Genomic DNA, 12,396 nt, shown 5'->3' with positions numbered 1-12,396 from the left:
ATCCCCGTGCTATCGTGATGCTGCATCAGTATCCAGACCAGAACCGGAGTGCCGTGCTCGCCAACTACCTGATCGGACTCCGAGAGGGGCTCGAAGGTGCCCTCATCGTCACCATTCTCGTCGCCTACCTCGTGAAGATCGCCCGCCGCGACCTGCTGGGCCGTCTCTGGACGGGCGTCGGCCTCGCCGTGCTCCTCGCCCTCACGATCGGCGCCGTGCTCACCTTCGGCACCGCGAGCCTTCCGGAATCGGCCGAACCGGCCATCGCCGGCACGCTCTCCATCGCCGCGACCGGCCTGGTCACCTGGATGGTGTTCTGGATGCTGCGCACGGCCCGCGACCTGAGCGGCCACCTCCGCGGCACGATCGACCGCTCCCTCGTCGGCACCGGCGTCGGCCTCGTCCTGATCGCCTTCCTCGCCGTCGGGCGGGAGGGCATCGAAACGGCCCTGTTCATCTGGGCCGCCGTGCAGTCCACCGGCGAGACCACGCTGCCGCTCATCGGGGCCGCGCTCGGCATCCTCAGCGCGGTCGGCCTCGGAGCGCTCATCTACTTCGGCATGCTCAAGATCAACCTCGCGCGGTTCTTCACCTGGAGCGGGGCGATCCTGATCGTCGTCGCGGCCGGGGTACTCTCCTACGGTGTGCATGACCTGCAGGAGTCCGGGATCCTCCCCGGCGAGCACAACCTCGCCTTCGACGTGAGCGCCGCCATCCCGCCGGAGAGCTGGTACGGCACGCTGCTGAAGGGCACCCTGAACTTCTCGCCGGAGACCACCTGGCTCTCGCTGCTGGTCTGGCTCGCATACACCGGAACGGTGCTCACGATCTTCCTCGTGTCGAGCGCCCGCAACCGGGCCGGGCGTCCGGTCGTCGCCCCCCGCGTCGATGCCGTGAAGATGGCCGCCACCGCCCGCTGAGCCCGCTGAACGCGCTGAACCCGCCGCACCGTCACACCGTCGCCAAAGGAGACCACAGATGCCCGAATTCGTCCGGTCGGCCGATGGCACTCGGATCGCGTACGACAGCCTCGGTTCCGGGGACCCGGTCATCGTCATCGGCGGTGCCTTCAACACCCGGTCCTCCCCGTATCCGCTCGTGACCCTGCTCGCCGAGCACGTCACGGCGTACACCTTCGACCGGCGCGGCAAGGGCGAGAGCCCGGAATCCGGGCCGTATGCGGTCGAACGCGAAATCGAGGACCTGGCCGCCCTCGTCGCCGTGGCCGGAGGCGCAGCCGGCGTGTACGGCCATTCCTCCGGAGCGATCCTGGCGATCGAGGCCGCCGCCGCCGGCGTGCACATCACCCGGCTCGCAGTCTACGAGCCGCCATACACCGCCGATCCGGAGCACCCGGCCCCGGCGGACGACCTCGGCCTCCAGGCCGCCCTCGACGCCGGAGACCCCGCTGCCGCAGCGGCGCTCTTCCTCCGCATCACCGGAATGGACGACGCGGCCGTACGCTCCATCACGTCCGCACCGTTCTGGCCTGGACTCGTCCACCTCGCCCCCACCCTGCCGCACGAACTCGCCCTGACAGGCGACGGCCTGCCCCCTCGTGAACGCCTGGCCGCGATCATGGCACCCACGCTGGCACTCGCCGGTGGCAGAAGCCCGGCCTGGGCAGCCCGTGCAGCCGTGGCCGTGGCGTCCTGCGTCGCCGACGGTACGGTGTTGACCGTGCCCGGCCAGGGTCACGACGTCGACCAGGCCGTGCTGGCCCCGCTGCTCGCCGACTTCTTCCTGGGCCGCTGACCTCGTTCCGCCGATTCCGTGCCGCCGCGGGAACCTTTTCCGCCGCCGCGGCGTTGGAACCTGCATGAGAGCAATCGTCTACAGCGAAACCGGCACCCCCGACGTCCTCCGTATCGTCGAACGCGATCTTCCGCAACCCGGACCCGGCGAGGTACGGGTGCGCATCCTCGTCTCGGGCGTGAACCCCACCGACTGGAAGTCGCGCGCGGGCAGCCGGCCCGGCGAAGCGCTCTTGTTCCCCGAGGTCGTGCCGAACCAGGACGGCGCCGGCATCGTCGACGCCGTCGGCGCGGGCGTCGAGCGCCTGGAGGTCGGCGACCGGGTCTGGACGGCCATCGCCGCGTACGGACTCGCGTCCGGCGGCACCGCCCAGGACTTCACCGTGCTCCCGGCCGAACGGGTGTACCCGCTGCCGGACTCGGCGAGCTTCGACCTCGGCGCGACCCTCGGCGTTCCGGCCATGACAGCGCACCGCGCGCTCACCGTCGCCGAAGACGGACCCCGGCGCCTCTCCCCCGGTGCACTCACCGGACGGACTGTGCTCGTCGCCGGTGGCGCAGGCGCGGTCGGCCACGCGGCCATCGAGCTGGCCCGCTGGGCAGGGGCGACCGTCATCACGACGGTGAGCAGCGCGGAGAAGGGCGCACTCGCATCCGCCGCCGGCGCGCACCACGTCGTGAACTACCGCGAGGCGGATGCCGCCCGCGCCATCCGGGCGCTGGCGCCCGAAGGCGTCGACCTGGTCGTCGAAGTCGCTCCCGCGCAGAATGCGGTCCTCAACACGGCCGTGATCCGCACCCGCGGCTCGATCGCGGTGTACGCGACGACGGGAAAGCCGCTCGCGCTCGACATCCGTTCCCAGATGACCCTCAACGTGCGCTACCAGTTCCAGTTGCTCTACACGCTCGGCCAGGACCTCCTCGACGCCGCAGCCGCCGACATCGGTTCGGCCATCGGTGACGGCGCCCTCCACGTCGGTGCCGAAGCCGGCCTGCCCCTGCACCGCTTCCCCCTCGAGAGCACCGCGGGCGCGCACGCCGCCGTCGAGGCCGGCCTGGTTGGCAAGGTCCTCATCGACGTCGCCCCCTGAGGAATTCGGCGGGCAGGCGCCGTTCGGGGCCCGGCGGTCAGGAGACCGGCGTGACCGTATAGAGCAGGCCGTCCGTGTTTCCAGCGACGAGCACCGCGTAGTGATCGTTCTTCATCGAGACGAGACCTGCGGAGCCCACCGTCGCCGAGACGTCGCTCCCGGCCACGAAACCGGCGGCCGTCAGGGTCCGGGTGGCCTCGGCTACGGGATCGGCGGCGGTTGCCTTGACGGTCACGGTCCAGCCGGGCTTGTCACCCTTCTGGGCCGACGCGAACAGGATTTCGCCGTCGACGATGGGCACCTCGGACGGCCAGCCGGCCGGGAGCGCGCCGCCCAGGCTCACGTCTCCGTTTGTCGCACCCTGCACGGCCCCGTTCACGGCGTTCTGCGCGGCGTCGGCGCTGCATCCGGTCAGCAGCGTGCCGCCGACCAGGGCAAGCGCGATCGTCGCCAGGACGCGGGCGTGCAGGAGGGGTGTCGTCATCTTCTTCTCTTCCTCAGTCGTGGGGCAAAACAAACGGCGCCGGCGGTGCCGCTCTGGTCTACCAGAGCGTAACCGCCGGCGCCGCCGACAAGCTGGGACTAGTTCGCGTCCTGCTTCTTGATGCGCGAGACGTTGCGTGCGCGAGCGGATGCCGCGAGCTCGACCTTGCGGATACGCACGATCGCGGGGGTCACCTCGACACACTCGTCTTCACGGGCGAATTCGAGGCACTCCTCGAGCGTCAGCTGACGCGACGGCGTCATCGACTCGAAGGTGTCGGAGGTGGACTGACGCATGTTGGTCAGTTTCTTTTCCTTGGTGATGTTGACGTCCATGTCGTCGGCGCGCGAGTTCTCGCCGATGACCATGCCTTCGTAGACCTCTTCGGTCGGGTTGACGAAGAAGGACATCCGCTCCTGCAGGGCGATGATCGCGAACGGCGTCACGACGCCGTTGCGGTCGGCGACGATCGAGCCGTTGTTGCGGGTGATGATCGGGCCGGCCCAGGCCTCGTAGCCGTGGAAGATCGCGTTGGCGATACCGGTACCGCGGGTGTCGGTGAGGAACTGGGTGCGGAAGCCGATCAGGCCGCGGGACGGAACGATGAATTCCATCCGGACCCAGCCGGTGCCGTGGTTCGCCATGTTCTCCATGCGGCCCTTGCGCGCGGCGAGGAGCTGGGTGATCGCGCCGAGGTACTCTTCGGGCGAGTCGATGGTGAGGTGTTCGTACGGCTCGTGGATCTTGCCGTCGACGCGGTGCACGACGACCTGCGGCTTGCCGACGGTGAGCTCGAAGCCTTCGCGGCGCATCTGCTCGACGAGGATGGCGAGGGCGAGTTCGCCACGGCCCTGGACCTCCCAGGCGTCCGGGCGTCCGATGTCGACGACCTTCAGGGAGACGTTACCGACGAGTTCGCGGTCGAGACGGTCCTTGACCATGCGGGCGGTGAGCTTGTGGCCCTTGACCTTGCCCATGATGGGCGAGGTGTTGGTGCCGATCGTCATCGAGATGGCGGGCTCGTCGACCGTGATGGTCGGCAGCGCGCGGGGGTCGTCGGGGTCCGCGAGGGTCTCACCGATGGTGATGTCCTCGAAGCCGGCGACGGCGACGATGTCGCCGGGGCCCGCGCTCTCGGTCGGGTAGCGGTCGAGAGCCTTGGTGATCAGGAGCTCGGTGACGCGCACGTTGTGCACCGAACCGTCGTGCTTGATCCAGGCGACGGTCTGGCCCTTGCGGATCGTGCCGTGGAAGACGCGGAGCAGCGCGAGGCGGCCGAGGAACGGCGAGGCGTCGAGGTTGGTGACGTGGGCCTGCAGCGGGTGCTCGTCGTCGTAGACGGGGGCCGGGATGTGCTCGAGGATCGCTTCGAAGAGCGGCTCGAGGTCGGCGTTGTCGGGCAACTGGCCGTTCTCGGGCTGGTTGCGGCTCGCGGCGCCGTTACGGCCGGACGCGTAGACGACGGGGACGTCGAGAATGGCGTCGAGGTCGAGGTCGGGGTGCGTGTCGGCCATGTCGCTCGCGAGGCCGATGAGCAGGTCCTGGCTCTCCGCGACGACCTCTTCGATGCGCGCGTCCGGGCGGTCGGTCTTGTTGACCAGGAGGATCACGGGCAGGTGGGCCTCGAGCGCCTTGCGCAGCACGAAGCGGGTCTGCGGCAGCGGGCCCTCGCTCGCGTCGACGAGGAGAACGACACCGTCGACCATGGACAGGCCGCGCTCGACCTCGCCACCGAAGTCGGCGTGGCCGGGGGTGTCGATCACGTTGATCGTGATGGGGCCGTCGGTGGCGTGGATGCCCTTGTACGAGATCGCCGTGTTCTTGGCGAGGATGGTGATGCCCTTTTCGCGCTCGAGCTCGTTCGAGTCCATCGCGCGCTCGTCCACGTGCGAGTGGTCCGAGAACGAGTTGGTCTGCTGGAGCATCGCGTCAACCAGCGTGGTCTTGCCGTGGTCGACGTGGGCGACGATTGCGACATTTCGGAGGTTATTGCGCGTGGCAATCGCCATGAAGTGAATCCTTACGAAGAATGATGCCGCGGACAAACGGATGCGGCGAAGAATGGATGTATTTGGTCAAGGTCCGACCCAACGGATAATCCTACCGCACTCTCCCTGCCGGGAGGCTGGGAGCCCCGTTGTGGCCGCGTCTCCGGGGTGTTCCGGGCATCCGCTTGGACGACGAACGGGGCGGGGACCGCAGTCCCCGCCCCGTTTCCGGGCGCTGAAGCCGGTCGGTCCTGTCTAGCGCCCGAACTCGAAGTTGCCGCCCGGGATCGCGGCGAGCAGCTCTTGCGTGTATGTCTGACGCGGATTTTCGAAGACCTCGTCCGTCGTCGCGGCCTCGACGATCCGGCCCTGCTGCATGACGCAGACGTTGTCCGCGACGAGGCGGACGACGGCGAGGTCGTGGGTGATGAACAGGTAGGTCAGGTCGAGTTCCGTCTGCAGCTCGGTCAGGAGGTTGAGCACCTGGCCCTGCACGAGCACGTCGAGAGCGGAGACCGCCTCGTCGAGCACGAGCACGTCCGGCTTGAGCGCGAGCGCCCGAGCGATCGCGATACGCTGACGCTGGCCGCCCGAGAGTTCACTCGGGTAGCGGTGCCGGGACGCCCAGGGCAGCGAGACCTGGTCGAGGAGCTCCCGCACCCGGGCCTGGCGTTCCTTGGCGGTGCCGACCTTGTGGGCGAGCAACGGCTCTGCGATGGTGTTGCCGACGTTGTACTGCGGGTCGAGGGAGCCGTACGGGTCCTGGAAGACCGGCTGCACGCGGCGGCGGAACTTCAGCAGGTCCGCGCCCTTGAGGCCGGCGACGTCCTGGCCGTCGAACTCGATCTGCCCGCTCGTGATGGATTCGAGCTGCAGGATGAGCTTGGCGACCGTGGACTTGCCGGAGCCCGACTCGCCGACCAGCGCGGTCGTCGTGCCCTTCTTGATGCCGAAGGACACGTCGTTGACCGCGAGCAGTTCGTTGTACTTGAAGCCCTTGGTGCGAATGCGGTACATCTTCGAGATGCCCTGGACCGAGATCAGGTCCTTGGCCGGTGCGGTCTGCTCCCGCTCGATCGCGCGGTTCACGAGAACCTGGTCGTTCGAGCCGGCTGCGGAAACATCCGCTTCGACCGCGACGGAGTGCTTGGCCGACTGGATGCGCCGCGATGCGAGGCTCGGCGCCGCGGCGACGAGGCGCTGCGTGTACGGATGCTGCGGGTTGGCCAGGATCTCCTGCGAGGGACCGGACTCGACGACCTTGCCCTTGTACATCACGACGAGCTGTTCCGCGCGCTCGGCCGCGAGGCCGAGGTCGTGCGTGATGAACAGCACCGAGGTGCCGTAGTCGCGCGTGAGCGTCGCGAGGTGGTCGAGGATCTGGCGCTGCACCGTGACGTCGAGCGCGGAGGTCGGCTCGTCGGCGATCAGCAGCTTCGGACGGGCCGAGAGGCCGATCCCGATCAGCACGCGCTGGCGCATGCCGCCGGAGAACTGGTGCGGGAACTGCTTGAGCCGGTCCTCAGCGTCGCTGAGACCAGCTTCCTTGAGCACCTCGATGGTGCGCAGTTTCGCGGCCTTCCTGCTCATGGCGCCGCCGTTCGCCCGGATGGCCTCTTCGACCTGGAAGCCGATGTTCCAGACCGGGTTGAGGTTCGACATCGGGTCCTGGGGCACATAGCCGATCAGGCGCCCGCGGACGTCCTGCATGTCCTTGGGCTTGAGGGTCGTGAGGTCGCGTCCCTCGAACAGGATCTGGCCGGCGGTGACCTTGCCGGTGTTGGCGAGCAGGTTGATGATCGCCTGCGCCGTCGTGGTCTTGCCCGACCCGGACTCGCCAACGATCGCGAGGGTCTGGCCGGGATACAGCGTGAGGTTGACGCCGCGCACGGCGGGAACCACTCCGTGCTGGGTCTGGAAGCCGACCTCGAGATCGCGAATCTCGAGGAGGGGGGAATTCTCGTCCCGGCCGGCGGTGGTCACGGGTTCAATCACGGTCTGGCTCATCGGCGTGCCCTCGATTCGGGGTCGAGTGCGTCGCGCACGGCGTCGCCGAGCATCAGGAAGGCGAGCACGGTCAGGGACAGGGCGATGGCGGGATAGATCAGCACCTGGGGGTTCGTTCGGATCGACGACTGGGCCGCGTTGATGTCATTGCCCCAGGACATGATCTGCGGCGGTAGCCCGATGCCGAGGAACGACAGCGTCGCCTCCGCGACGATGAACGTGCCGAGGGAAACCGTGGCGATCACGATTACGGGGGCGATCGCGTTGGGCACGACGTGGCGCACGAGGATCCGGAACTTCGAGACGCCGAGGGCGATCGACGCCGTGACGTAGTCCGAGTTCCGGGCCGAGAGCACCGAACCGCGCATGATCCTGGCGATTTGCGGCCAGGCGAAGATCGAAAGGACCAGGGCGATCGTGACCGGGGTGCGGTCCGGGAGGACCGACATCAGTACGATCGCACCGAGCACGGTCGGGACGGCGAAGAAGATGTCGCCGATCCGGGAGACGATCGCGTCGAACACGCCGCCGTAGTATCCCGCGAGGGCTCCCACGACGAGTCCGAAGAGAGTGACGATCATGGTTGCGAGCAGACCGACCGTGACGGAGGCCTGGGTCCCGTGGATCATCCGCGAGTACACGTCACAGCCCTGCCGGGTGAAGCCGAGCAGATGCCCTTCTTCCGGTCCCTTGTTGCTGTTGGCGAGCAGGCAGTTCTGGTCCGGTGCCACCTGGGTGAAGATGCCGGGGAACAGGGCCACGATCACGATCAGCAGAATAAGGGCGGACGAGATCCAGAAACTGGGCTTGCCGCGCAGCGATTCCCAGGCATCCGCCCAGGTACTGCGGGCCTTCTCGGTCTCGTCGAGGCGGTCGACCGCAGCGATGGGGGTGTCTTCGAGCGCAGCGACGAAGTGCGGCTGCGTTTGACGATTACTTGGCATAACGAATCCTCGGGTCCAGGGCTGCGTACAGCAGGTCGACGAGCAGGTTCGCCAGCACGAAGATCACGACCATGACGGCGATGAACGACACCACGGTCGGCCCTTCGCCGAGTTTGATCGCCTTGTAGACGGTGCCGCCGACACCGTTGATGTTGAAGATGCCCTCTGTCACGATCGCACCCACCATGAGAGAGCCGAGGTCGACGCCGAGGAAGGTGACGACGGGAACGAGCGAGTTCCGCAGCACGTGCACGGTGACGACGCGGCGTCTCGACAGCCCCTTCGCCGTCGCGGTGCGCACGAAGTCGGCGCCGAGGTTCTCGGAGACGCTCGCCCGGGTGAGCCGCACGATGTACGCGAACGAGACGGTGGCGAGCACGATGGCCGGCAGGACCAGTTCGGAGAGCGGGGCCTCGCTGCTGACCGTCGTGCGGGCCCAACCGAGCTTGATCGCGAAGACGTACTGCAGGATGAAGCCGATCACGAACGTCGGCACGCTGATCAGCAGCAGGCTGACGACGAGGGCGCTTGCGTCGAAGAGCTTGCCCTTGCGGAGACCCGCGACGAGGCCGACGAGGATACCGGCGACGGACTCGAAGAACAGTGCGAGAAGCGCGAGCCGGGCGGTGATCGGGAAGGCGGCGGCCATCACGTCGGAAACTGCGCGACCGGAGTACGTGGTGCCGAGATCCCCGTGGAAGAAGCCGCCGATGTAGATGAGGTACTGCACGATGAACGGCTGGTCCAGGTGGTACTGGACACGGAGCTGTTCGATCACCCCTGGCGCGGGTTGCCGGTCACCGAAGAGGGCGGCAATGGGATCTCCGGGGAGGGAGAACACCATGAAGTAGATGAGGAAGGTGGCGCCGAAGAATACCGGAATCATCTGGAGCAGGCGCTTGCCGGTGTACCAGAGCATCAGGTTCCCGCACTGGAACGAACGGTCATGAGAATCGCAATCACTGGTCGAGTCTAGCGAGCGATGCCCGGGACTGAGTGCCCCGGGCATCGCTACGCATGAAACTGGGTTCTATTTTTGGGGGTTGAGCGGGGGAACTAGCCCTTGGTGATTTCGTTGTACAGCGGCACGCCGTCCCAGCCGAAGACGACATTCTGAGTCTTGTCGGACCAGACACCAACGGCGTTGGAATACCAGAGCGGAACGGTCGGAAGGTCCTTGAGCAGCACTTCCTGGGCCTTCTGGTAGAGGGCGGTGGAATCGTCGACGGTCTTGGCAGCCGAACCCTGCTTGAGGAGGCCGTCGAACTCGGCGCTGCTGTATGCCTCGTAGTTCGAGCTGGCACCGGTCTGGTACAGCGGCGCGAGGAAGTTGAACATGCCCGGGTAGTCGCCCTGCCAGCCGGCGCGGGTGGCACCGGTCAGCGTCTTCGCCTTGCGGTCGGCGAGCGCGGCCTTGAAGGTCGCGTACGGCTTGCCGACTGCATTGATGCCCAGGGTGTTCTTGATGCTGTTGGCCACGGCGTCGACCCAGGCGGCGTGTCCACCGTCGGAGTTGTACGCGATGTCGAACGTGCCGGTGTACGGGGAGATCTTGTCAGCGGCAGCCCAGTCCTTGACGGCTTCTTCCTTGTTGAACTTGAGCACGTCGGAGCCCTTGAGAGCGTCGGTGTAGCCCGGGATGACCGGGGAGGTGAAGTCGGTCGCCGGGGTACGGGTGCCCTGGAAGATCACCTTGGTGATCTCATCACGGTCGATGGCCATCGAGATGGCCGCGCGACGCAGCTTGCCCTCTTCGCCACTCCAGTGCTCGAGGTAGTACGGCATGTTGAATGCCTGGAAGATCGCGGCGGGCTGGTTCACGAAGCGCTCCGGGAAGTCCGTCTGGTAGTTCGCGAACGCGGCGTCGGGGACGGCATCGAGCACGTCGAGGTTTCCACCCTGGGCGTCGGCGTATGCCGAGTCGAGGGAGGAGTAGAAGACGATGCTCAGTCCGCCGTTGGCGGGGGTGCGCAGGCCCTTGTAGTCGGGGTTCGTCTTGAGTTCGATCTTGACGTTGTGCTCCCACGCGCCGGTCTTGGCCAGCATGTACGGGCCGTTGCCGATCGGGTTCTCACCGAATGCTGCCATGTCGGTGAATGCGACGGACGGCAGCGGCATGAAGGCCGTGTAGCCGAGGGTGAGCGGGAAGTCCGCCTGCGGCGTGCTGAGAGCGACCGTGAAGGTCGAGTCGTCGACGACCTTGAGCCCGGTGAGTTCGGTGTCGGCTTCTTCGCTGTAGCCTTCGACGTTGCTGAAGAAGGACGATGCGCCCTGGGCGTTGCTCATTTTCGCGCCGTAGTTCCAGGCGTCGACGAACGACTTGGACGTGACGGCCTCGCCGTTGGTGAACTTCCAGCCCGTGTTGAGCGTGATGGTCCAGTGCTGAGCGTCGTCGGCCGAGATCGACTTGGCGACCTCGTTTTTGGCCTCGCCCTTGGCGTCGTAGGACACCAGTCCGGCGTAGATCGACGTCATGATCTTGCCGCCACCGGTTTCGGTGGTGTTCGTCGTGATCAACGGGTTCTGCGGTTCGGAACCGTTGGTCGAGATGATCGCAGACGTGTCACCCGTCTTCGCGGGTGTCGTCGAGCCGCTGGCGCAGCCGGAGAGCATGAGCGCTCCCGCTGTGGCCAGAGCGATGGGAATGCCCAGTCTCCTGATTTTCAATTTTCCTCCAGTGCACAGGGAAACGCCGCGCGATTCGGGACCGCGAAGACGCCTCAGATACTTCTGACCCTAAGTATTCATTGAGCCAAAAGCACAATCGCGGATGGAATCGTTACCTCGACGAAACATCTTGCGCAAATTCGTTGCGCAGATAGGGAGTCTTTCGCCGAAATTGGCGTGGTCGCGCGAAGAACGCGCGCAGCCGCGCCGCGCTTTCATCGATGCGAGGATAGGGGTATGGATGCTGCTACACGTGCGCGCGCGACACTGCTGGTCTTCGACGGCGACTGTGCCTTCTGCACGACCGCCGTCGGGTGGATGCGCCGCCTGTTGCCCGTGATGCCGGACGCCGCGCCGTACCAGTGGACCGATCTCCCGGCGTACGGGCTCACCGAAGCGGATGCCCGCTCCCGGGTCTGGCTCGTCGACCCCGCTGGAGTGCGGTTCGGCGGTGCCGCCGCAGTGTCCGCCCTGCTTCGCCACCAGCCCACTCCCGGCTTGCGTTTCCTCGGCTGGCTCGGCACCGTGCCGCCGTGGTCCTGGGCCGCTGAGGCCGGCTACCGGGTGGTCGCCCGCAACCGGCACCGCCTGCCAGGCGGAACGCCGGCCTGCCGGATGAAACCCGCCGAGTGACAGCCGGCGGTACCAACCGGGCGCGACTGGCCTGGGAAGTCGTCATCGTCCTCGGGCTGTCGCTCGGGGCGTCCGCCGTCTATTCGATCGTGTCGATCGTCGCTCGCCTGACCGACACGACCCCGCTCGGCAACCAGTCGACAACCATCAACGGCTCGCAGTCGACACGGGAATGGCTCGACTTCACGTACCAGTTCCTCGGCATCTTCTTCGAGCTCTTCGCGGTCGCCCTCGTGCTCTACCTGCTCTGGCGGCCCGGGTCGAGCAGTTTCCGCCGCCTCGGCTTCGACCTGACCCAGCCGCGACGGGACCTGCTCGGCGGCGTCCTGCTCGTGCTTGCGATCGGCATCCCCGGCCTGGGCCTGTACCTCGCCGGGCGGGCGCTCGGCATCACGGTCGCGGTCGTCGCCTCCCCCATCAACACGTTCTGGTGGACGATCCCGATCCTGCTGTTCTCCGCGGTGCGCGCCGCGCTCAGCGAGGAGCTCATCGTGGTCGGGTACCTCTTCATCCGGCTCAGGGAGCTCGGCTGGTCGACCTGGACGATCATCACGGCATCGGCGCTGCTCCGCGGCAGCTATCACCTCTACCAGGGCATCGGACCGTTCGTCGGCAACGCCGCCATGGGCGTCGTCTTCGGCTGGTGCTACACCCGCTGGGGTCGCACGGCGCCGCTCGTCGTGGCGCACACGATCCTCGACGTGGTCTCTTTCGTCGGCTACCCGCTCGCTGTCGCCTGGTGGCCGGCCCTCCTGGCTCCCGCCACCTAAGCCCCCTCCCCTCCCCCTCGCCGGTACGGGCGAGGGGGTGGGGCGAGCGGATGCTGCT

General features: G+C 67.2%; 11 protein-coding genes. 5 read left to right on the top strand and 6 right to left on the bottom strand.

Features of this window, described 5'->3' with window-relative positions; all coding sequences use genetic code 11:
• The first annotated feature begins 53 nt into the window (after positions 1-53).
• The 3 genes from efeU (at position 54) to QN357_RS14110 (ending at position 2,845) form a co-directional block, all read left to right on the top strand.
• On the top strand, positions 54-920 hold the full coding sequence (gene efeU / locus QN357_RS14120; RefSeq protein ID WP_134449622.1) for an iron uptake transporter permease EfeU: 867 nt from the start codon (positions 54-56) through the stop codon (positions 918-920).
• Between the two features lie 58 nt (positions 921-978).
• Positions 979-1,755 carry an alpha/beta hydrolase gene (locus QN357_RS14115; RefSeq protein ID WP_322136185.1) on the top strand — a complete coding sequence of 259 codons (777 nt, stop codon included), beginning with the start codon at positions 979-981 and terminating at the stop codon, positions 1,753-1,755.
• Between the two features lie 64 nt (positions 1,756-1,819).
• The gene (locus QN357_RS14110) at positions 1,820-2,845 is read left to right on the top strand and encodes an NADPH:quinone reductase (RefSeq protein ID WP_322140713.1); all 1,026 of its coding nucleotides are present in this window, start codon (positions 1,820-1,822) and stop codon (positions 2,843-2,845) included.
• A 37-nt stretch (positions 2,846-2,882) separates the two neighbouring features.
• On the opposite strand, the gene QN357_RS14105 is transcribed toward QN357_RS14110, so the two are convergent.
• The 6 genes from QN357_RS14105 to QN357_RS14080 all read right to left on the bottom strand — a co-directional run bounded on the left by QN357_RS14105 (position 2,883) and on the right by QN357_RS14080 (position 10,881).
• Positions 2,883-3,329: a hypothetical protein gene (locus QN357_RS14105; protein WP_322136186.1), complete on the bottom strand. Its 447-nt coding sequence runs from the start codon at positions 3,327-3,329 to the stop codon at positions 2,883-2,885.
• Between the two features lie 98 nt (positions 3,330-3,427).
• Complete coding sequence (typA, locus tag QN357_RS14100) at positions 3,428-5,338, bottom strand: translational GTPase TypA (protein ID WP_134449530.1); 1,911 nt, start codon at positions 5,336-5,338, stop codon at positions 3,428-3,430.
• A 234-nt stretch (positions 5,339-5,572) separates the two neighbouring features.
• Entirely contained in the window at positions 5,573-7,324 is a 1,752-nt protein-coding gene (locus QN357_RS14095) for an ABC transporter ATP-binding protein (RefSeq protein ID WP_322189595.1), read from the bottom strand.
• The gene (locus tag QN357_RS14090; protein WP_322136187.1) at positions 7,321-8,268 is read right to left on the bottom strand and encodes an ABC transporter permease; all 948 of its coding nucleotides are present in this window, start codon (positions 8,266-8,268) and stop codon (positions 7,321-7,323) included. Before QN357_RS14090 ends, QN357_RS14095 begins: the two co-directional genes overlap by 4 nt.
• Positions 8,258-9,187 (bottom strand): ABC transporter permease, encoded by a 930-nt coding sequence (locus QN357_RS14085; protein ID WP_322136188.1) that lies wholly within the window; start codon positions 9,185-9,187, stop codon positions 8,258-8,260. The genes QN357_RS14090 and QN357_RS14085 overlap by 11 nt, the downstream gene beginning before the upstream one ends.
• A gap of 137 nt (positions 9,188-9,324) precedes the next feature.
• Entirely contained in the window at positions 9,325-10,881 is a 1,557-nt protein-coding gene (locus QN357_RS14080; protein WP_322136189.1) for an ABC transporter substrate-binding protein, read from the bottom strand.
• 291 nt (positions 10,882-11,172) lie between these two features.
• Here QN357_RS14080 and QN357_RS14075 point away from each other — a divergent pair, with 291 nt between their 5' ends.
• Positions 11,173-11,568 carry a DUF393 domain-containing protein gene (locus tag QN357_RS14075; protein WP_322136190.1) on the top strand — a complete coding sequence of 132 codons (396 nt, stop codon included), beginning with the start codon at positions 11,173-11,175 and terminating at the stop codon, positions 11,566-11,568.
• Entirely contained in the window at positions 11,565-12,338 is a 774-nt protein-coding gene (locus QN357_RS14070; RefSeq protein ID WP_322136191.1) for a CPBP family intramembrane glutamic endopeptidase, read from the top strand. The genes QN357_RS14075 and QN357_RS14070 overlap by 4 nt, the downstream gene beginning before the upstream one ends.
• The last annotated feature ends 58 nt before the right edge of the window (positions 12,339-12,396 follow it).

This window comes from Cryobacterium sp. RTC2.1 (assembly GCF_035018685.1).
GTDB classification, from domain to species: Bacteria; Actinomycetota; Actinomycetes; order Actinomycetales; family Microbacteriaceae; genus Cryobacterium; species Cryobacterium glucosi.
Note: the sequence above shows the minus strand (reverse complement) of the source record. Positions and strands in the feature narration are given on the sequence as shown.